Origin of the sequence: Microvirga sp. KLBC 81 (assembly GCF_003075415.1) — a bacterium.
In the GTDB taxonomy this organism is placed as follows: Bacteria; Pseudomonadota; Alphaproteobacteria; order Rhizobiales; family Beijerinckiaceae; genus Microvirga.
In genome coordinates, this window is record NZ_QDAH01000013.1 from 16,899 (window position 1) to 37,666 (window position 20,768).

A 20,768-nucleotide genomic window follows, 5' to 3' on the forward strand; every position below is an offset into this window, starting at 1 on the left:
TTCAAGTAGGCTTAAGCTTTTAAGCCATCCAGGACGGGTCGTTCAGGACTTCGTCCGTGTGCTCGCCAAGGCGCGGCGAGGGACGCGCGGCCGCCATCGGCTCTCCATTCATGACGATGGGCGACCGCACGGACGGAATCGCGCCGCCTTTCGCAACGGGCGAAGGCAGATCGATCTTCATGCCGCGCGCGACCACCTGAGGATCAGCGAACACATCGGCAACCGTGTTGATCGGCCCTGCCGGCACGCCCTGCTTTTCGAGCAGAGACAGCAAGGCCTCGCGCGTTGTTTGAAGCGTGAGCCCCGTGAGGATGGGCACGAGTTCGGCGCGATGCCGCACGCGTCCCGCATTGGTGGAGAAGCGCTCGTCCTGCGCGAGCTCGGGGTTCCCGAGAACGGCCACGAAGCGGGAAAACTGACCATCGTTGCCTACGGCCACGATGACGTGACCATCAGCAACCGGGAACACCTGATAAGGCACGATATTGGGATGCGCATTGCCCATGCGCCGGGGTGACCTGCCGGAGGCGAGATAGTTCATCGCCTGATTGGCGAGCACGCTCGTCTGCACATCAAGCAACGCCATGTCGAGATGCGCGCCCTCCCCTGTCTGATCACGACGGCGGAGCGCAGCGAGAATGCCGACCACAGAATAAACGCCGGTGAAGATGTCGACGTAAGCAACGCCGATCTTCTGCGGCTCTCCTTGAGGATCGCCGGTGAGATCCATGATGCCGCCAAGACCCTGGATCATGAAGTCGTAACCCGCGCGCGACGCATAAGGCCCGTTCTGGCCGAAGCCCGTGATGGAGCAATAGATGAGACGCGGATTGACAGCTTTCAGGCTTTCGTAATCAAGGCCGTATTTCTTCAAGCCGCCAACCTTGAAGTTCTCGATCACGACATCGGCGTGAGCCGCGAGCTTGCGCACAAGCGCCTGACCCTCGGCGCTCTCGAAATCAACCGCGATGGAGCGCTTGCCGCGATTGCAGGAATGAAAATACGCCGCCGACAGATCGTCGCCATCGGCCGCTTCCACGAAGGGAGGACCCCACCCGCGCGTGTCGTCGCCCGCGCCGGGCCGCTCCACCTTCACCACATCCGCGCCGAGATCGGCGAGCAGCTGCCCGACCCAGGGACCGGCGAGAATGCGGGCGAGTTCGAGGACTTTGAGACCTGCAAGCGGTTTCATGAAAATCAATCCATCACGGCATCGAGGCCGCGCTTCAATCCAACGAAAGACGAGACGCGGCGGGCTGCCAGAAGCGTACCGGCCACGTAAGGCGCAGCCGATGATCCTGCATCATGACGGATCACGAGCCGCTCATTGTCGGCACCGAACACGGCCTCGCATGAAAGCACGAAAGAAGGCATGCGCAGTGAATGAACCTGCACCGGCTCCTTCGCCCCGAGAGCGCCACCACGCGTCTCGCGCACACCGGTGAGTTCGCTCACCGGCTTCGAGGTCGCAGGCTGGCGCACTTCGCTCAAAAGCTCCGCCAGCTCCCGCGCCGTGCCTGAAGGCGTATCGGGTTTCTTCGCCGAAGCGTAATCGATCACCTCCACATCGGGCACGTAGCGCGCAGCCTCGAGAGCAAAGCGGCGCAGCAGCGTCGCCGTTATCGAGAAGTTGCCGGCGGCGAGCACGCCACGCTCGGCCTTGAGCGCGTAACCATCGACCTCCGCATAGTCTTCAGCGGAGAGACCCGACGTGCCGATCACCACATGCCGGCCCTGCGCCAGCGCCGTCAAAGCGTGCGCCTTGACCGCGCCGGGCCTGGTGTAGTCGATCACCACGTCGGACGGTGCTTTCAATGCCTCTTCGAGCGTTGCGCTGATCGCAACGCCAAGGCGGGGAAGACCGGCGGCTTCGCCGGCGTCCTGGCCCGCCGCGCTGCGGCTGACGGCGCCTGCGAGTTCCAGGTCGTCGGAGGCTGCGACGGCAGCCACCAGCGCCTTGCCGACCCAGCCTGTCGATCCCGCCAGGGTGATTCGAAGAGGCATGGCTCTTTCCTTTCTTAGAAGAACGCCTGCAGGCCCGTCTGCGCGCGGCCCAGGATGAGAGCGTGCACGTCGTGCGTGCCCTCATAGGTGTTCACCGTCTCCAGGTTCTGCGCGTGACGCATCACATGGTATTCTTCCTGGATGCCGTTGCCGCCGTGCATGTCACGGGCCATGCGTGCGATATCGAGCGCCTTGCCGCAATTGTTGCGCTTCACGAGCGAGATCATCTCGGGAGCCATCCGGCCTTCGTCGAAGAGACGACCGACGCGAAGCGAGGCGTGAAGGCCGAGGGTGATCTCGGTCATCATATCGGCGAGCTTCTTCTGCACGAGCTGGGTCGCTGCGAGCGGCTTGTTGAACTGCTTGCGGTCGAGCGTGTACTGGCGCGCGCGGTGCCAGCAATCTTCCGCCGCACCCATGGCGCCCCAGGAGATGCCGTAGCGCGCGCGGTTGAGGCAGCCGAACGGACCCTTCAGGCCCGACACGTTCGGCAGCAGCGCATCCTCGCTCACCTCGACGCCGTCCATGACGATCTCGCCCGTGATGGAGGCGCGCAAGCTGAGCTTGCCGCCGATCTTCGGTGCGGAAAGGCCCTTCATGCCCTTCTCCAGCACGAAGCCACGGATCTCGTTATCGTGGGCTTGCGACTTTGCCCACACCACGAACACGTCCGCGATGGGGGAGTTCGAGATCCACATCTTCGAACCCTTCAGGCGATAGCCGCCATCGATCTTCTCGGCGCGAGTCTTCATGCCGCCAGGGTCGGAACCGGCGTCCGGCTCGGTGAGGCCGAAGCAGCCCACGAACTCGCCCGAGGCGAGCTTGGGCAGGTACTTCTGGCGCTGCTCCTCGGAGCCGTAGGCATAGATCGGATACATCACGAGGGAGGACTGCACGCTCATCATCGAGCGGTAGCCGGAATCGACGCGCTCCACCTCACGGGCCACGAGACCGTAGGCGACGTAAGACGCGCCGGCGCAGCCGTATTCCTCGGGGAGAGTCACGCCGAGAAGGCCGAGCTCGCCCATCTCGTTGAAGATCTCGCGATCCGTACGCTCTTCGCGGTAGGCCTCGATCACCCGCGGCAGGAGTCTTTCCTGGGCATAGGCGCGGGCCGTGTCACGGATCATGCGCTCGTCGTCGGTGAGCAGCTCGTCGAGGAGCAGCGGGTCGTCCCACTTGAGCTTTGCGATTTCCTGATGTGCAACAGCCATGATGAGCATTCCTCTTGTGAGCCGACGCGGAAGGCTGTTCCGGAGCGCCGGGTAAACCTCTTGAATTGTGCCGGAAAATCGCGCTGGACAGGGCCGATGTAAAGCGACATCTTCGCAGCAGGTTATTCGCAATTGGAATGAACTGGTGCTCCGTCGCGGCTTTCTGCCCAATATCGGCAATCTTCTCGCCTTCGAGGCCACGGCCCGGCATGGCAGCGTCTCGCGCGCCGCCGAAGAGCTGAACCTGACCCAGAGCGCCGTCTCCCGGCAGATCCAGCAGCTGGAGGATTCGCTCGGCGTTTCCCTCTTCAGCCGGTCCCGCCAGCGGGTGGTGCTGACCGATGTGGGGCGTCTTTACGCCTCCCAGGTGCGCGGCACCCTGACTGAACTCTCGGACGCCACCCATCAGGCCATTGCGCTCTCAGGCACGAAGGGCGTTCTGAATCTCGCGACACTTCCGACCTTCGGCACCCGCTGGCTCATACCGCGCATTCCGCATTTTCTTGGCAAGCACCCGGACGCGACGGTTAATTTCGGCGTGCGCCTCGTGCCCTTCGACTTCGCCACCGAGCCTTTCGATGCCGCCATCCACTTCGGCGAGCCTCATTGGCCTGGCGCGATCTGCGAGCTGCTTCGACGGGAGGAAGCCGTGCCCGTGTGCAGCCCGGCTTATCGGGAGCGCGAGAAGATTCATTCTCCTCAGGATCTCGCCCGTGCGACGCTGCTGCAGCAAAGCACGCGACCAACCGCCTGGGCGGAATGGTTCGCGAGCGTGAACGTGGAAGCCGGCAATGCGATCCGTGGCCCGCGGCTCGAGCAATTCGCCATGGTGGCGCAAGCCGCCGCCGCAGGACTCGGCGTCGGGCTGATTCCCAACTTCCTGATAGCAGACGAGCTTGCCTCAGGGCGCCTCGAGATTCTCTTCCCTCAAAGCATCCTGAGCGTCGGCGCCTATTATCTCGTCTATCCCGAGCACAAGGCCGAGGCGCCTTTGGTGCGCTCCTTCCGCGATTGGATCCTCGAAGAAAGCCGTCAGGGATAGACGCGCTTCGGCTTCAAGGTGCGCATGCTTAAGATAAAGGCGGCCCAGCCGCAGAACACGATAGCTCCCACCATGGACAGCGACGTTCCGTCGTAGAGCGCGCTCGTGAGCGCGATCATCACCGCGCCCGTGCTGAGCTGCAGCGTACCCATGAGCGCCGAGGCGGTCCCGGCAATCGGCCCATGCTCTTCCAAAGCCAGAACCGCTGTCGAGGGAATGACGTATCCGAGGCAGCCGAAGGAGAGGAACAGAAGTCCCCAGAGGACATAGGCATTGTCGATGCCGGCCAGTGTCAGAATGAACAGCAGGCTCACCAGAGCGACGAAACCGGAAATGGCCGTGCGCACCAAACGCTCGGCACCGAAGCGGCGCATGAGAATGCTGTTGAACTGCGCAGAGCCGATGAAAGCGATCGCGTTCGACGCAAAGATCATGCTGTAATGCGAGGGCGAAAGACCGTAATGCTCGATGAAAATCACGGACGAGCCGGCGAGATACGCAAAGAAGCTCGCCTGACTGAAGCCGCCTGTGAAAGCGATGCCTAAGAAGCGGCGGTCTTTCAGAAGAGCCTTGTAAGTGGAGAACGCCTGGCCGATGCCTCGCTGCCCTGCACTCTCGGGCCGCGTCTCCGGCAGCAGAAAAAACAGCACGGCCATGCCGACCAGACCGATCGCCGCGATGGCCCAGAAGATGAAGCGCCAGCTGTAGAACGCAGTCAGTGTGCTGCCGGCGAGCGGAGCGAGGATCGGCGACACGCTGAAAACCAGCATCGTGGTCGCCATCAGGCGAGCGGCTTCGTGGCCGGTATGCAAATCGCGAATGATCGCCCGGGGAATCACCATGGCGGCGCAGGAGCCGACGCCCTGCAGGAAGCGAAAGGCGATGAGCATCTCGACATTCGGCGCGAAGCTGCAGCCGATGCTGCCGAGGATGAAGAGCCCCAAGCCCGCATAGAGAGGCGGCTTGCGGCCGAAACGATCGGAGAGCGGCCCATAGGCCAGCTGGCAGACGGCGACCGCCAGGAAGAAGCTCATCAGGCTCATCTGCACGGCGCTGACATCGACCTGGAGCTCGCGGGCAATCGCCGGGAAGGCAGGCAGATACATGTCGATGGCGAAGGGTCCAATGGCGGACAGCATTCCGAGGACGAGGGCATTGCGCAGAAAGGCGGATCTCATGGCAAAGGCTTTCGTGGCCTAAAGCTTACGTGAAGCAGGATTGAGAAAACGGCCCGGCGGAAAGGGGCTCAACTCGGGCAAACAACGTCTGGAGGGCGTGCCTGGGCCGATGGTGAAAGGCCACGCGGCGAAGGACACGATCTTGCTTTTATGTCCCAAGTGCCGCCCGTCAAGCGGGCTCATCCACGTTTCGCGGGACGATAATCCATCAATTGGACGGTTACTTACCCTTCGTTAACCATGTTTGGCCATGTCTGGTTAAAGATTCACCGGACGCGCAAGCCCTGCGGGAGCCAATCTCACGGGCGGGCCCATCCCGGCGGTCCGGCCGGCCGCTAGAGTACGCATTACACATGACGTGTTCCCCCTTTCATTGCCAAACGGACCTCGGCGCCATGGTGCCGGAGCCATGCCGTGATTCGGGGAAGTGGCTGGGCAGGGCGATCCGGGCGACAGCTCTCGCGATTCCACTTTTTTCCGCAGCCTGCACGACCAAGTCGGAGCTGGGCTTCGCCACGCTCGTGAACGAGGTTCCAGCCACCCGGGCGATCATCGTGCCGCCGCCGGGAGGCCCCGCCATTGTCGCGGTCCTGCAGCGCAGTTACCAGAACGGAGTCTCGCAGGAGATCGCTCTCTCGACCGCCTCCCTGACCCCGGGCCAGAACGCCTTCTATGTGAGTCTGGCCAGCGGGACCTCGCCGCAATCCGAGATCGACGACGTTCTGAACCTGCCTTCCCTGACGCAGGACAGAATCCAGAAGGAGATGGAAGATCGTCTGCCTGGCATCGAGATGCAGACGTCCCTGGTCTATGTGCAGAACAAGTACGGTCCCTTCGGCTTCGCCACCGGGCGCTCCGCCAGCGGCGACGTCTGCCTTTATGCCTGGCAGCGGATCGAGCCCAACGAGCCGGCCATCCTGGTGCCGGGTGGGATCATCTCCATCCGCCTGCGCATGTGCGATGCGGCCGCGACCCAGGAGCAGCTCCTGCGCAGCATGTATGGCTTCACCATTTCGGCCTATTACCTATCCGGCTCTTGGAATCCCTATGGCTCGCCGCCTCCGGTACCCGCCCAGCTGGGCGAGATCGACGCACCGATCTATCCGCTCGGCCTGAACGGCGCCGCCACATCCGTTGTGCGTGAACGCCGTATTCGGGTGGAGACCAGCCCCGCACCGGCCTCCCAGGTAATCGACAAGGATACGGTTCTTCCGTCAAGCTCGCCCAGGCCGAGCGCTCCGGCAACCCAGGAACCAGCCGCTTCACCGCAGACCGGCTATCCGGTTGTGCCGCCGCCCTCACCAACGCAGTAAAATCAAAGTTTTGCTCATGTATCTTAATAACGTTTCTGTGGGCTATATTCACTAGAGCGACAAAAAATCCCAAAAGCGTAGCAACACTATTGTATCCAGCCTCATAGACCTTCGTCAGTTCTTGGCTTATGCGTAGGATTCAACGCATAACAACCTTAACCGAGAACATTCGACGATGCGTAGGGGTGCACTCGTAGCCTTGTGGGCTGCCGCGGCGATGCTCGTCGTCCTGCTGGTCGCCCTTCCCATCAGCCTTCAGACCCATCTCGTGGCAGGCCTCGTGGTCGTGGCCTGCATGATCGTGCTGAAGTTCTTCCGCGCGCAGGGAGTCTGGCGGATCATTGCGCTGTCGCTCGGCACGGCCATCGTCCTGCGCTACGTTTTCTGGCGCACCACGAGCACCATCCCGCCGATCACGGAAATCGCGAACTTTATACCGGCGATTCTTCTGTACATTGCCGAGATGTACAGCGTGATGATGCTTTTCTTAAGCGTCTTCGTGGTGTCGAGCCCGATGCCCTCGCGCAAGTCGCCGCAGATCGATCCCAATAATCTGCCGACCGTCGATGTCTTCGTGCCGAGCTACAACGAAGATGCGAGCCTGCTCGCCACAACCCTCGCCGCAGCCAAGGCGATGAATTACCCGGCCGATAAGCTCACCGTCTGGCTGCTCGACGATGGTGGTACAGATGAGAAATGCAGTTCGTCCGACCCGAAAGCTGCCGAAGCCGCCCGTGAACGCCGCACCGTGCTCAAGGCTCTCTGCGCCGCTCTCGATGTCAAATACCTGACCCGCGCGCGCAATATCAGCGCCAAGGCGGGCAATCTCAACAATGGCCTCGATCACTCTACTGGGGACCTCGTCGCCGTATTCGACGCGGACCACGCGCCGGCGCGTAGTTTCCTGGAAGAGACAGTCGGCTTCTTCAGCGCCGACAAGAACCTGTTTCTCGTCCAGACGCCGCATTTCTTCATCAACCCCGATCCGCTCGAGCGCAACCTGGGCACTTTCCAGACCATGCCGTCCGAGAACGAGATGTTCTACGGCGTGATCCAGCGCGGGCTCGACAAGTGGGATGCCGCCTTCTTCTGCGGCTCCGCCGCCCTCCTCCGGCGCGAGGCGCTGCAGGAGACGAACGGCTTCAGCGGCTTGAGCATCACCGAAGATTGCGAGACCGCGCTTGAACTCCACTCGCGCGGCTGGAGCAGCGTCTATGTCGACAGGCCGCTGATCGCCGGCCTGCAACCGGATACCTTCGCCAGCTTCATTGGCCAGCGCTCACGCTGGGCACAAGGCATGATGCAGATCCTGCGCTTCCGCTTCCCACCCCTGAAGCGAGGCCTCAAGTTTGCGCAGCGTCTGGCCTACATGTCGAGCACCCTGTTCTGGCTGTTCCCGTTCTCGCGCTTCTGCTTCCTGCTATCGCCGCTGTGCTATCTGTTCTTTTCGCTCGAGATCTTCACCGCATCGGGCGGCGAGTTCCTCGCCTACACGTTCACCTACATGGTGGTGAACTTCATGATGCAGAATTATCTTTATGGTCGCTATCGCTGGCCGTGGATCTCGGATCTCTACGAGTACATCCAGACGATCTACCTGCTGCCTGCCATTCTGTCGGTGATCGCCAATCCGAAAAAGCCGACCTTCAAGGTCACGTCCAAAGGCGAGTCCATGCATGAGAGCCGCGTCTCGGAACTCGGCAAGCCTTACTTCATGATCTTCGGTATCCTGTTGCTGGGCGTTGTCGCCACGGGGGTGCGCGTGTGGTTGGAGCCCTACAAGGCCGACCTGACCCTCGTGACCGGCGGATGGAATCTGCTCAACCTCATCATTGCAGGCTGCGCGCTGGGCGTCGTATCCGAGCGCGCCTCACGGCGTCTGAGTCATCGCGTGCGTATCGATCGGCCCTGCCAGTTCCTGATCGGCGACGAGGTGATCGACGCCTCGGTGCGGGACATCTCCGTGGGAGGAGCGCGCTTGCTTGTCCCCCCCTCCACCGAGCCCAGACTCAAGAAGGGTGCGCATGGCACCCTCGAATTCATGCCTTATGCCAACCTGCCGATGCAGAAGATGCCGGTTGAAATCCGCAAAGTGGGCATGGACGACAAGGGTCTGCTGCTGGGCTGCCGCTTCCTGATCGACAGCCCTGAACATCACAGGCTCATCGCCGATCTCGTCTTTGCGAATGCGGATCAGTGGAGCACGTTCCAGAAGCGCCGCCATCAGGATATCGGTGTTCTGCGCGGCACACTCTGGTTCTTCATGGTCTCTCTCTATCAGACGGGACGGGGCCTTTCCTATCTCTTCGGCCTGCAGCGGATCGGTCTTTCCAAGCCGCCGGTTCCGTCGATTGCACCGGCTGTCAAATAGAGGCGTGTCGTGCGCTCCCTGCTCTTACCTTTTCTCATTGCTTTCGAGTTGCTAGGAGCGCGAATGGCGGCGGCGCAGGTCGCTCCATTCAGCATGAATCCTTCATCATCAACATCGTCTCCAAGTGGGCGCGCGCCCGTCCAGCCACAGCCCGCGCGACCGGAAGCGTCATCGGCTCCCGCCTACGACATGCGCGGCACCTCTTCCGCTCCGCAGCCCACGGCTCCTCAAGGCGCGGCCGCATCTCGCAATGCAGGCACACCCGATGCCGCGAGCGCGAACTCCGCCACTCCCTTCCGGATGACGCCCGGCGCTCCTGCGCCAAGCAGCACTGTGCAACCCTCTACGCAGAAGCCGGTCGTGGCCAACGCAGCAGCGCGTATTGAGCGGCCGGTCCTGCCGTTCGAGACGATCCGCCTTGAAGGCGAGACGGATGCCCGGTCCTGGACCTTTCACCTGACGCAGGACGAAGCCTCGAGCGGGGCATCCATTTCCGTCGGCTACAAGAATGCCGTGGTCGTGATGCCCGAAGCCTCGCGGCTCAGGATCGTCATCAACGGCGAGACCGTCGTCGATACGCCGATCAAATCCGCCGACGCCATTGGACGCGTGAGCGCCTCCATCCGGCCTGGCCTCCTGCGTACCGGATCGAACTTCATTCGTGTGGAGGCCTTTCAGCGCCACCGGACGGATTGCACGATCGAGGCCACCTATGAACTCTGGACCGATGTGGATTCAGCCTCCACCAGGCTCATCTTTGCGGAAGGTGTGACAAAGACCCTGCGCAGCCTGGACGATCTTCCCGCGATCGGCGTCGATGCTTCAGGTGCGACAACGATCCGTGTGGTTGCACCCAAGGTCTATCGGCCTGAGATCCGCGATCGCCTGCTGCGCCTCGTGCAGTTGATCGCCTTGCGTGGGCGCTATGCGCGCCCCGTGATTCAGGTGGTGGAATCCGATCCTGGTCCGTCGCCTGTCGGAACGATCAAGGTGGTGATGGGACTGGCTGGCGAGTTACGCGGGCTTCTTCCGGGCGTGCCCGATTTGGCCTTGGCGCAGCCCTTGACCATGGTGATGCAGGAAGCAGGCTCGATCGGTTCCACCCTTGTCGTGTCCGGTCCCAACTGGAGTGATCTGGACACCGCCATTGCGCTCATCGGCGCACAGGCCGTCAACACCGTGAGCGTCGAGCGTGGCGTTGTCGATACGGCCTCCTGGCACTGGCCTGAAGTCCCCACCGCTTTCGGCCGCCGCTCGTTCCGTTTTGCCGATCTTGGCATTTCGACGCAGGAATTCTCCGGTCGTCGCTTGAAGGCGCAGTTCATCCTCAACCTTCCACCGGATTTCTATGCAACGGAATATGGCGAAGCGCTGATCTACCTCGATGCCGCTTATACCGCTGCCGTCAAGCCGGGCAGCCATGTGAACGTTTTCGTCAACGGCAAGATCAGCACACAGCTGGTGATCACCACACAGGGCGACATCGTCAAACGTCACATTGTCAGGGTGCCGCTGAAGAATTTCAAATCGGGTCTCAACGCCATCTCGGTTGAAGTCGGTCTCCTGACGGATGCGGATGATCGCTGTGCGCCAGGCGAGACCCTGTCAGAGACGAACCGGTTCGTTCTCTTCGATACCAGCACGCTCGAATTTCCTGACTTCGGACGCATCGGACGCCAGCCCGATCTCGGCGTGCTGAGCGCGGGCCACTTCCCGGACGAGGATATTCCAACGACCGTGGTGCTTGCTCGTCCCGATACGCTGAATGTTTCCGCCGCGGGCACGCTTCTGTCCCGCATGGCACGCAGCGCCGGCAAGCCCATGCGGGTGCAGTTCTCCAGTGCCGCTTCGACTGAGGATGAATCCGTGCTCTTCATCGGCGCCGTCGACCAGATCCCTTCGGGTCTTCTCAACCGCGTCAGGGTCTCCGAACACCTGCGCATGATCTGGCCGGCGACCCCGCTCCAAACCGAGTCCTCTCAGCAGGTCGCAAACGCCGGCTTCACCATGTTTGTGAAGCCGACTTCGCTGGACCGCAACGGCACGGCCTCGACGGACGAGGTTCGCAAGCGCTGGTCGGATTCCTTCCGGAGGCAGGGCATCCTGCAACAGACCATCGGCTCGATTCAGGATTGGATGGAAAGGACCTTCAGCCTGTCCGCCACGTCCCTGTCGCTGAAGAAGCGCATCGATGATCCTTATGAGCCGCCGCAGCGCTCAAGCCTCCTCATTGCTCAGAACCGCACACCGGAAGCAGGAATCTGGACCCTGGTGACGGCCCGTACCGAAGACGCACTGGCCGAGGAAATGGCGCGCATCGCGGATCCGATCCTGTGGTCGAATGTTGCCGGCCGCGCAGTCGCGCTCGATCCACGCGAGTCCCGGCTGCAAGTGGAGCCTATTCAGGATTACGACTTCATCCAGACGCAGCCTCTCTCGTTCATGAACCTTCGCCTCGTCGCAGCGAACTGGATGTCGGCCAACATTCTCCAATATGCTCTGACCATGATGGCTTGCTGCCTGTTCCTGGGAGCGGCAACCTATCTGCTTCTCAAGCGCTTGGGACGGCCCTCATGAGGAGCTTCGCGCGGTTCCGTTCGTTCCTCCCCTGGCTTCTCGCCGGAGCGCTCATGATCGCCGGCCCGAGGTCATACGCTCAGAGCCTCTCCGTGCAATCCTTGGATATAGTCGGTACTCTTTCGCCTGCTGAGTGGGAGGCCTACCGCTCCCGCTTCGTCGAGGACAATGGCCGCGTGGTCGATAATGCCAACGGCAATATCAGCCACAGTGAAGGACAGGGCTATGGGCTGCTGCTGGCGCTTGCAGCCAATGACCGCGTCAACTTCGAGAAGATCTGGAGCTTCATCTTCACCGACCTCCTGATCCGCGATGATGGCCTCGTCTCCTGGAAGTGGGACCCCAATGCCAGGCCCCGCGTGTCGGACCACAACAATGCGACTGATGGCGATATTCTCATCGCTTATGCCTTGGCAAAAGCCGGAGCAGCCTGGAAAGAGCCCCGCTACACGGCTGCAGCGCAGAAACTCGCGAAGGCCATCGGCCAAAATACCTTTGGTCGTGCCGGCGGATCGGTCTTCCTCCTGCCCGGTGCCGACGGCTTCGGTGCAGGCGAACGCCCGGATGGGCCGGTCATCAATCTCTCCTATTGGGTTTTCGAGGCTTTCCCGGTGCTCGCCGGCCTCGCGCCTGAATACGAGTGGAACGGCGTCTGGCGGGAGGGCGTCACCCTGCTTCAGCAGGCAACCTCCGGCCGGGTGCGGCTTCCCGCCGACTGGATCTCGATCCAAAGCCGTATGCAGACCAGACCCGCCGACGGCTTCCCTCCCGAATTCGGTTACAACTCCTTAAGGATACCGCTTTACCTTCTCAGGGCAGGAATGACCGATTTAGAGTGGTTGCGAGCGCTCAAGCAGCGCTGGTCTGCGGAGAGCGAAGGCGTTGCCCTCGTCAATGTGGTGACCGGACATGTCCGGGAGCGCTTGACCGATAGCGGCTACACCATTCTCTCGGCTGCCCTGGCCTGCGCGCTGGACGGAACACCTGTTCCCGACACGCTGAGGACGTTCGAGCCGCAGCTCTATTATCCGTCGACCCTGTACCTGATGACGAAGTCCTGGCTTGGTGAAAAACATCCGCAATGCGTCTAGCTCGCAGCGCCATAACGATTGCGGTCCTCGCTCTGGGCTTTGCGGCAATCGCGCAACAAGTCGGATCTGGTAGCGGCCAATCCCCCTCCGCTACGCCTCCCAACGGCCGGCCTCAGGTCGATGAATCGGCGCTCCGCTACTTCGCCTCCCAGGGCGATACGCGCCGCGTGAATGCGGAAATCGCTCGCCTGCGCGCACTTTATCCCAACTGGACGCCACCGAGCGACCTGTCCCAACTGACCTCCGGCAGCGCCGTTCAGGCCGATCCGATCGTCGAGCGGCTATGGAACCTCTACAAAGAGGACAGGATCGCGGAAGTGCGCGCGGCCATCGTCGAGCGACAGGCTTCGGACCCGAACTGGAAGCCGCCAGAGGAACTGGTGACGGCGCTTGAAAATACAGAGGCGCGCCGCCGTCTCATCAATGCATCCGATTCCGGCCAGTGGCGCACCGTTCTGTCCGTCGCGACGGAAAACCCGAACCTTCTGACCTGCGTGAACGTGGACGTGCTCTGGCGCGTCGCCGAGGCCTTCGTCAGGACGGATCAACAAAACCGCACGCGGGACGTCTATACCTATCTCCTCACCAACTGCGGCAACCCGGGCGAACGCCTTGCGACCCTGCAGAAGGCCCTGACTCTGCTGCCTGAGAACCAGGTGGCGGACCTTCTTCAATTCGAGCGCAAGACCGGCAACGAGCCCGACGACTTCGACTCCATTCGTGAGGAGCTGGCACGCCGCCGCGTAGAGCGCGCTTCGAACGACGGCACGACGACCGCCTCCGCCGAGGATCTCGCGATGGTCGAACGGCTGGTCCGCAATTCGAACGAACCGGGCCCGGTGCTGAACCTCGCCTGGTACAACTATCACCACGGCAATCCCGCGCGGGCGCTTGAGCTGTTCAAGACCGCCCTCGACCGCAATGGCGGGAACAAGGCCGCGGAAGGCTATGCGATGTCCCTGCGTGCGCTCGAGCGCATCGGAGAGGCCGAGACTTTTGCCTATGACTGGCGCGACAGGGCGCCGGAGAACATGAAGGTCTATCTCGACGTGGCGACGGCCCTCCTGAGCCAGGACCCGCCGCCGCGTCTCGAAGCCCGTGTGGTCTCGCGCATCGTTCCCGTGGTCACGAGCCAGCGCTCCCCCGACGGCGCGCAGGCGCTCGGCTGGTACTCTTACAATACGAGCCAATTCCGAACTGCTCGGGAGTGGTTCCGCCAAGGCTTGAGCTGGAAGCCCGATGACGAGCCTTCCGCTTATGGCCTCGCCCTCTCCGCCCAGCGCCTGAACGACCGTGCCGGCTTCAACGCCATCATCGCGCAATGGCGCAACCGCTCGGAGCGTATCGCCGATCTGGCCGACGGCATCACCCGCGCCCGCGTTTCCGGGCAGCGCATCACACCGGCTCTGACGGGGCGGCTCGTCGAAAGCGTGCCGCAGGCCTCCATGCGCTCGGTGCCGATCGAGGCGGAAACGCCGCGCATGGTGGTCGAGCGTCGCACCGCAACCGTCGAGACCCGCACCGGCAACGGACGCCGCAATTGCATCATGACCCGCAGCGCCGAAGGCTTGGCCCCGGATGCAGCGCTCACCCTTGGTTGGTGCCTGATGGAGGCCGATCGGCCCCTGGAAGCGGTGAGCGCCTTCGATCAGGCCATCCGCAGAGGCAGTGGCCGCACCCGAGAGGAAGCGGCCTATGGCAAGTCCCTCGCCTATCTCCGCAAGAACCTGACCTCCGAGGCTGCAGTCGCCGCCGCCGAAGCGCCGCAAACCGGCCCGCGCCGGATCGAACTCAGCGCCACCATCCTGGCCCAGCGGGCCCTGGCTGCCTATCGCGACGGGCGCTACGTGGAAACGCTCCTGGCTTTGAGCGAACGAGCCCGGATCGTGCCGGAGCAGAACGATCTCATGCTGATCCGCGGCTGGTCCTATTATAAGCTTGGTCGCTACAGGGATGCCGAGAAAGTGTTCCGCGCCGTTCACCGCACCGGTTATTCGGACGAAGCCAGCGTCGGCCTGAACGCCGTTCTCGAGGCAACCTCCTCCATCCGCCAATAGGCTCTCCAGGAGGAGCTGCCCTCTCCAAAACCGGGGCTTCCCTTAGGCTTCGAGGCCCAAGCCGCTGCCAATAGACCACTCCATCCGTTCGGAAGAGCACTCGATTTGTCTGAGGCTGTGGATGGAGCAGGCTCCAAACCGCCCGTAAGCCCGCAGAATCGCGGAAATTTGAAACGGCCCGGTTTTTGAAAAAACTGCGGGAAAACGGCACGAAATGGTAAATTTCTTCTAAAAATTAGCCAAGGTTGCCGGGATAGATTGACATTATTGGGGCTTCGCACCTTAACTTCGTCACAGAACGGCCATGTGTAGTGCCGTCTCAGAGGACCTAAATAAATGAAGAAATCAGCCCTTTTCGCAGCCATCTGCGTTCCGGCTTTCCTGGCAGCAGCCCCGCTGGCTGCCAAAACCCTCGTATACTGCTCCGAGGGCAGCCCGGAGAACTTCTACCCCGGCATCAACACGACCGGCACCTCGTTCGACGTGAACGAGCACATCTACGACAACATCGTGGATTTCGAGCGCGGCGGCACCAAGGTCGTTCCCGGCCTCGCCGAGAAGTGGGACATCTCTGCGGACGGCACGGTTTACACCTTCCATCTCCGCAAGAACGCCAAGTTCCATTCCAACAAGACCTTCAAGCCGACCCGCAACCTGAACGCCGACGACGTCGTGTTCATGTTCGAGCGTCAGTGGAAGGAAGAGAATCCTTACTTCAAGGTCACGAGCCCGAACCACTCCTACTTCACGGACATGGGCATGCCCAAGCTGTTGAAGTCGGTCGAGAAGGTGGACGACTACACCGTCCGCGTGACCCTCAACCAGCCTGAGGCTCCGTTCCTGTCGAACCTCGCCATGCAGTTCGCCGGCGTTCAGTCGAAGGAATACGCCGACGCCATGCTGAAGGCCGGCACCCCTGAGAAGGTCGACCAAGAGCCGATCGGCTCCGGCCCGTTCTACCTCGTCCAGTATCAGAAGGACGCCATCGTCCGCTTCAAGGCCTTCCCCGAGTACTGGGGCGGCAAGGCGAAGATCGACGACCTCGTGTTCTCGATCACCCCGGATGCCTCCGTCCGCTGGGCCAAGCTCCAGAAGGGCGAGTGCCACGTCATGCCGTATCCGAACCCGGCTGACCTCGAGGCGATGAAGAAGGACCCGAACGTCACGGTCATGGAACAGCCCGGCCTGAATGTCGGCTACCTCGCCTATCAGACCACGAAGAAGCCCTTCGACGACGTGCGCGTCCGCAAGGCCTTCAACATGGCCATGAACAAGAAGGCGATCGTCGATGCCGTGTTCCTCGGCTCGGGCGTTCCGGCCAAGAACCCGATCCCGCCGTCCATGTGGTCGTACAACGACTCCGTGAAGGAAGACGAGTACAACCCGGAAGCCGCCAAGAAGCTCCTGGCGGAGGCTGGCTACCCGAACGGTCTCGAGACCGACCTCTGGGCCATGCCGGTGCAGCGTCCCTACAACCCGAACGCCCGCCGCATCGCCGAGCTGATGCAGGCCGACCTCGCCAAGATCGGCGTGAAGGCTGAGATCAAGAGCTTCGAGTGGGGCGAGTACCGCAAGCGCGCTCAGGCCGGTGAGCATCAGATGGCTCAGCTGGGCTGGACGGGCGACAACGGCGACCCGGACAACTTCCTGCACACCCTGCTGGGCTGCGCCTCGGCGCAGAGCGCTTCGGGCTCCAACATCGCCAAGTGGTGCTACAAGCCGTTCGACGATCTCGTGACGAAGGCGAAGATCGTGACGAACCAGGCCGAGCGCACCAAGCTCTATGAAGAAGCTCAGAAGATCTTCAAGGAGCAGGCTCCGTGGTTCACGGTGGCTCACGCCGTGCAGCTGAAGCCGGTCCGCAAGGAAGTGGTTGACTTCAAGCTCTCGCCGTTCGGCCGCCACACCTTCTACGGCGTCGACATCAAGGGCAAGTAAGCCTTTTCACTCAACCTATGGCGGAGCGGCTTCCTCGGCCGCTCCGCCTTTTTACGTTCAGACGATGCTCAGATTCATTCTTACCCGCGTCAGCCTGATCATCCCGACCTTTATCGGGATCACGCTGCTTGCCTTCTTCCTGATCCGCCTCGTTCCGGGCGATCCGATCGAAACACTCGCAGGCGAGCGCGGCATCGATCCCGCCCGCCACGAACAGCTCCGCAAGGAATACGGCTTCGATCAGCCGGTCCTCGTGCAGTACGGGATCTATCTGTCCCGTGTCCTGCAAGGGGATCTGGGCAAGTCGATGATCACGCAGGAGCCGGTCCTCAACGAGTTCTCTTCGCTGTTCCCGGCGACGATCGAATTGGCGCTCTGCGCTATTCTCTTTGCGCTCATCATCGGCCTTCCGGCGGGCATCATTGCGGCCATCCGGCGAAACTCGATCTTCGATCATGGCGTGATGGGTATATCGCTTGCCGGCTACTCCATGCCGATCTTCTGGTGGGGTCTCATCCTCATCCTGCTTTTCTCGGTGCAGTTCGACCTGACGCCGGTCTCGGGCCGCATCGACGTGCTGTATTACATCGAACCGATCACAGGCTTCCTGCTGATCGACACGCTGCTCTCCGATGAGGTGGACGCCTTCTGGTCGGCAGTCCAGCACCTGATCCTCCCCACCATCGTACTCGGCACGGTTCCGCTCGCGGTCATCGCCCGCATGACCCGCTCCGCCATGCTGGAAGTTCTTGGCGAGGATTACATCCGCACCGCCAAGGCGAAGGGTCTCTCGCGCTTCCGCATCGTGGCTCTGCATGCGTTGCGCAATGCCCTGATCCCCGTCGTTACCGTGATCGGCCTGCAGATCGGCGTGCTGTTCACCGGCGCGATCCTGACCGAGACGATCTTCTCCTGGCCCGGTGTGGGCAAATGGCTTATCGACGCGATCTTCCGCCGTGACTATCCCGTGCTGCAGGGCGGCGCTCTGCTGCTCGGCGTCGTGGTGATGAGCGTGAATCTTCTCGTCGACCTCGCCTACGGCCTCATCAATCCTCGTATCAGGCATACGCGATGACCACTGAAACCATGGAAGCTCCGGCCGTCGCAGCTCCGACGGCCACCCCTCCCCACCCCCTGCGCGAGTTCTGGGGCTATTTCAGCGCCAATCATGGCGCTGTCGCCGGCCTCGTGATCATCGTCGCCGTGGTGCTCGTCGCATTGCTGGCGCCGGTGATCGCACCGCATGACCCGAACCTCACCAACACCGCCATCGCCCTGCAGCCGCCGTTCTGGCAGGAGGGAGGTTCGATCTCCTATCCCCTCGGCACGGATCCGATCGGACGCGATATTCTCTCCCGTCTGATTTACGGCGCGCAGCTGTCGCTCCTCATCGGCATCGCGGTGGTGACGCTCTCCATCGTCATCGGCACCGTGCTCGGTCTCGTGGCAGGTTTCTTCCGCGGCCTGACGGAGATCTTCATCATGCGCCTGATGGACATCGTCCTCACGCTGCCGAGCCTTCTGCTCGCCATCGTGATCGTGGCGGTGCTAGGCCCCGGCCTCATGAACGCCATGCTGGCGGTCGCCCTGGTGATCTTGCCGCATTACGTGCGTCTTGCACGCGCTGCGGTGATCACGGAAACCTCCAAGGACTACGTGATGGCAGCCCGCGTGAGCGGCGCCGGAACAACCCGTCTGATGTTCAAGGAGGTGCTGCCGAACTGCACCGCGCCGCTCATCGTGCAGGCCTCGCTCGGCATCTCCACCGCGATCCTCGACGCTGCGGCCCTCGGCTTCCTCGGTCTTGGCGCGCAGCCGCCGTCGCCGGAATGGGGCACCATGCTGGCCGATGCCCGCGAGTTCGTGCTCCGTGCCTGGTGGGTCGTGACCTTCCCGGGTCTTGCGATCCTCGTCACGGTGCTTGCCTTCAATCTTCTGGGCGACGGTCTTCGTGACGCCCTGGATCCCAAACTGAAGCGCTGATCATGGCTCTTGTCGAAATTGAAAATCTGTCGGTCGAATTTCCGACCCAAGGCGGCATCATGCGTGCCGTGGATGGCGTCAGCCTCAAGCTCGAAGAGGGCGAGGTTCTCGGCGTCGTGGGCGAATCCGGTTCCGGCAAAAGCGTGACGATGCTGGCTCTCATGGGCCTCATCCCCTTCCCCGGCCGCGTGAAGGCGGACAAGCTCACCTTCAACGGCCGCGATCTCCTGACGATCTCGGAGAAGGAGCGACGCAAGCTCACGGGCAAGGACGTCGCCATGATCTTCCAGGAGCCGATGACGAGCCTGAATCCGTCCTTCACCATCGGGTTCCAGCTCACGGAGACGCTGCGCCTGCATGAGGGCATGGACCGGAAGGGCGCGCGCCGCCGGGCCATCGAACTGCTCGAGCAGGTGGGCATTCCCTCGCCGGAAAGCCGCCTCTCCGCCTTCCCGCACCAGCTCTCGGGCGGCATGAACCAGCGCGTGATGATCGCGATGGCGATTGCCTGCAATCCGAAGCTCCTGATCGCTGACGAGCCCACCACCGCACTCGACGTGACGATCCAGGCGCAGATCCTGGACCTGCTCATGACGCTCCAGAAGGAGCGCAACATGGGTCTCGTCATGATCACGCACAATATGGGCGTCGTGGCCGACACCGCGAAGCGCGTGATGGTGATGTATGCGGGGCAGATCATGGAGGAGCGCTCCGCTGCCGACCTCTTCGCCTCGCCGCAGCATCCCTATACGGCAGCACTTCTCGCAGCGCTTCCCGAGCGCAGCGAAGGCGGACGTCTTGCGACGATCCCCGGCGTGGTGCCCGGCCTCTATGACCGTCCGAAGGGCTGCTTGTTCAGCCCGCGTTGCGCCTATGCCACCGAGCATTCGCGCAATGTGCGGCCAGAGCTGCGTCCCTGGGCCGGTGGTCACATCCGCTGCCACTACCCGCTCGGCGATCCGAACCGGACCGCCAATATCCAGCACGATCATCCCCTGAAGACGGAGGCCGCGTCGTGAGCGCTCCCGTTGTCGAAGCCAAGAACCTGAAGCAGATCTACAAGATCAAGCGCGGTCTCTTTAAGGAGCCCGCCCAGCTGCAGGCTGTCGGCGGCATCACGTTTTCCATCGAGCCCGGAAAGACGCTGGCCGTCGTGGGCGAATCCGGCTGCGGCAAGTCCACGCTTGCCCGCATGGTGACCCTCATCGAAAAGCCGACGGAGGGGCAACTCTCCCTCGACGGCATCGATGCGGTGAACCCGCCGTCGAACTACGCCAAGGAGCTGCGCCGCATGGTGCAGCTGGTGTTCCAGAATCCCTACGGCTCGCTCAATCCGCGCAAGAAAGTGGGCACGATCCTGGAGGAGCCGCTCGTCATCAACACCAATCTCTCCTCTGCCGAACGCAAGGAGCGAGTGCGGGCGATGATGGCGAAGGTGGGCCTGCGTCCCGAGCACTACAACCGCTATCCGCACATGTTCTCCGGCGGCCAGCGCCAGCGTATCGCGATTGCGCGCGCGCTGATGCTCTCGCCGAAGCTCGTGGTGGCGGACGAGCCGGTCTCCGCGCTCGACGTGTCGATCCAGGCGCAGGTGCTGAACCTTCTCGCCGATCTGCAGCAGGAGATGGGCCTCGCCTATCTCTTCATCTCGCACGATCTCGGCGTCGTCCGGCACATCGCCCATGACGTGCTCGTCATGTATCTCGGCCACGCAGTCGAGCATGGGCCGAAGGAGAAGATCTACGCCCGCCCGCTGCATCCCTATACGCAGGCGCTTCTCTCCTCCACGCCCGGCATCACCGGCGTGAAGCGCAAGCGCATCGTGCTGAAAGGTGAACTCCCCTCGCCGCTCAACCCGCCGAAGGGCTGCGTGTTCTCGACACGCTGCCCCTATGTGACGGATCGCTGCAAGGTGGAACGCCCGGCTCTGCGCGAACTCGATGGTCGCCAGGTCGCCTGCCACTACGCCGAGAACTTCCTGAAGGAAGCGGCAGCTTGAA

General features: G+C 62.4%; 15 protein-coding genes. 11 read left to right on the forward strand and 4 right to left on the reverse strand.

The genetic code is table 11. From position 1 onward, the window contains the following. Positions 1 to 19 precede the first annotated feature (19 nt). From DC522_RS11250 to DC522_RS11260, 3 genes are read right to left on the reverse strand one after another with little or no spacing between them, the layout of a single operon-like run. Positions 20 to 1,192, reverse strand: a complete 1,173-nt coding sequence (locus DC522_RS11250) for a CaiB/BaiF CoA-transferase family protein (RefSeq protein ID WP_116528879.1) — start codon at positions 1,190 to 1,192, stop codon at positions 20 to 22. Between the two features lie 5 nt (positions 1,193 to 1,197). Continuing rightward, positions 1,198 to 2,004 carry a 4-hydroxy-tetrahydrodipicolinate reductase gene (gene dapB / locus DC522_RS11255; protein ID WP_116528808.1) on the reverse strand — a complete coding sequence of 269 codons (807 nt, stop codon included), beginning with the start codon at positions 2,002 to 2,004 and terminating at the stop codon, positions 1,198 to 1,200. Positions 2,005 to 2,018: 14 nt separating this feature from the next. Further along, positions 2,019 to 3,218, reverse strand: a complete 1,200-nt coding sequence (locus DC522_RS11260; protein WP_205769610.1) for an acyl-CoA dehydrogenase — start codon at positions 3,216 to 3,218, stop codon at positions 2,019 to 2,021. Positions 3,219 to 3,360: 142 nt separating this feature from the next. On the opposite strand from DC522_RS11260, the gene DC522_RS11265 reads away from it, so the two are divergent. Then, positions 3,361 to 4,260 (forward strand): LysR family transcriptional regulator, encoded by a 900-nt coding sequence (locus tag DC522_RS11265; protein WP_205769612.1) that lies wholly within the window; start codon positions 3,361 to 3,363, stop codon positions 4,258 to 4,260. Here DC522_RS11265 and DC522_RS11270 read toward each other — a convergent pair. Beyond that, a complete protein-coding gene (locus tag DC522_RS11270; RefSeq protein WP_116528811.1) occupies positions 4,251 to 5,438 on the reverse strand; it encodes a multidrug effflux MFS transporter in 1,188 nt (395 codons plus the stop codon). The genes DC522_RS11265 and DC522_RS11270 overlap by 10 nt on opposite strands. A 353-nt stretch (positions 5,439 to 5,791) precedes the next feature. On the opposite strand from DC522_RS11270, the gene bcsN reads away from it, so the two are divergent. From bcsN to DC522_RS11320, 10 genes are all read left to right on the forward strand, one after another. After that, a complete protein-coding gene (gene bcsN / locus DC522_RS11275; RefSeq protein ID WP_116528812.1) occupies positions 5,792 to 6,751 on the forward strand; it encodes a cellulose biosynthesis protein BcsN in 960 nt (319 codons plus the stop codon). 175 nt (positions 6,752 to 6,926) lie between these two features. After that, positions 6,927 to 9,122 (forward strand): UDP-forming cellulose synthase catalytic subunit, encoded by a 2,196-nt coding sequence (gene bcsA, locus DC522_RS11280; RefSeq protein WP_116528813.1) that lies wholly within the window; start codon positions 6,927 to 6,929, stop codon positions 9,120 to 9,122. A 360-nt stretch (positions 9,123 to 9,482) separates the two neighbouring features. Further along, on the forward strand, positions 9,483 to 11,699 hold the full coding sequence (locus DC522_RS11285; protein ID WP_165820124.1) for a cellulose biosynthesis cyclic di-GMP-binding regulatory protein BcsB: 2,217 nt from the start codon (positions 9,483 to 9,485) through the stop codon (positions 11,697 to 11,699). After that, positions 11,696 to 12,790, forward strand: coding sequence for a glycosyl hydrolase family 8 (locus DC522_RS11290; protein WP_245444092.1), 1,095 nt, complete (start codon positions 11,696 to 11,698; stop codon positions 12,788 to 12,790). The genes DC522_RS11285 and DC522_RS11290 overlap by 4 nt, the downstream gene beginning before the upstream one ends. Then, the gene (locus DC522_RS11295) at positions 12,781 to 14,847 is read left to right on the forward strand and encodes a tetratricopeptide repeat protein (RefSeq protein WP_116528815.1); all 2,067 of its coding nucleotides are present in this window, start codon (positions 12,781 to 12,783) and stop codon (positions 14,845 to 14,847) included. The genes DC522_RS11290 and DC522_RS11295 overlap by 10 nt, the downstream gene beginning before the upstream one ends. Positions 14,848 to 15,183: 336 nt before the next feature. Then, entirely contained in the window at positions 15,184 to 16,785 is a 1,602-nt protein-coding gene (locus DC522_RS11300) for an ABC transporter substrate-binding protein (protein ID WP_116528816.1), read from the forward strand. Between the two features lie 64 nt (positions 16,786 to 16,849). Further along, entirely contained in the window at positions 16,850 to 17,860 is a 1,011-nt protein-coding gene (locus DC522_RS11305) for an ABC transporter permease subunit (protein ID WP_116528817.1), read from the forward strand. Next, positions 17,857 to 18,768, forward strand: a complete 912-nt coding sequence (locus tag DC522_RS11310) for an ABC transporter permease subunit (protein WP_116528818.1) — start codon at positions 17,857 to 17,859, stop codon at positions 18,766 to 18,768. The genes DC522_RS11305 and DC522_RS11310 overlap by 4 nt, the downstream gene beginning before the upstream one ends. 2 nt (positions 18,769 to 18,770) lie before the next feature. After that, positions 18,771 to 19,787, forward strand: a complete 1,017-nt coding sequence (locus DC522_RS11315) for an ABC transporter ATP-binding protein (protein ID WP_116528819.1) — start codon at positions 18,771 to 18,773, stop codon at positions 19,785 to 19,787. Then, positions 19,784 to 20,767, forward strand: a complete 984-nt coding sequence (locus DC522_RS11320) for a peptide ABC transporter ATP-binding protein (protein WP_116528820.1) — start codon at positions 19,784 to 19,786, stop codon at positions 20,765 to 20,767. The genes DC522_RS11315 and DC522_RS11320 overlap by 4 nt, the downstream gene beginning before the upstream one ends. The last annotated feature ends 1 nt before the right edge of the window (position 20,768 follow it).

Bases quoted from the DNA above. Each gene is read 5' to 3' on its own strand.
- DC522_RS11260 (WP_205769610.1), bottom strand. From the start codon at position 3,218: ATGGCTGTTGCACATCAGGAAATCGCAAAGCTCAAGTGGGACGACCCG.
- DC522_RS11305 (WP_116528817.1), top strand. From the start codon at position 16,850: ATGCTCAGATTCATTCTTACCCGCGTCAGCCTGATCATCCCGACCTTT.
- bcsA (WP_116528813.1), top strand. From the start codon at position 6,927: ATGCGTAGGGGTGCACTCGTAGCCTTGTGGGCTGCCGCGGCGATGCTC.
- DC522_RS11270 (WP_116528811.1), bottom strand. From the start codon at position 5,438: ATGAGATCCGCCTTTCTGCGCAATGCCCTCGTCCTCGGAATGCTGTCC.
- dapB (WP_116528808.1), bottom strand. From the start codon at position 2,004: ATGCCTCTTCGAATCACCCTGGCGGGATCGACAGGCTGGGTCGGCAAG.
- DC522_RS11310 (WP_116528818.1), top strand. From the start codon at position 17,857: ATGACCACTGAAACCATGGAAGCTCCGGCCGTCGCAGCTCCGACGGCC.
- DC522_RS11315 (WP_116528819.1), top strand. From the start codon at position 18,771: ATGGCTCTTGTCGAAATTGAAAATCTGTCGGTCGAATTTCCGACCCAA.
- bcsN (WP_116528812.1), top strand. From the start codon at position 5,792: ATGACGTGTTCCCCCTTTCATTGCCAAACGGACCTCGGCGCCATGGTG.
- DC522_RS11295 (WP_116528815.1), top strand. From the start codon at position 12,781: ATGCGTCTAGCTCGCAGCGCCATAACGATTGCGGTCCTCGCTCTGGGC.
- DC522_RS11290 (WP_245444092.1), top strand. From the start codon at position 11,696: ATGAGGAGCTTCGCGCGGTTCCGTTCGTTCCTCCCCTGGCTTCTCGCC.
- DC522_RS11250 (WP_116528879.1), bottom strand. From the start codon at position 1,192: ATGAAACCGCTTGCAGGTCTCAAAGTCCTCGAACTCGCCCGCATTCTC.
- DC522_RS11300 (WP_116528816.1), top strand. From the start codon at position 15,184: ATGAAGAAATCAGCCCTTTTCGCAGCCATCTGCGTTCCGGCTTTCCTG.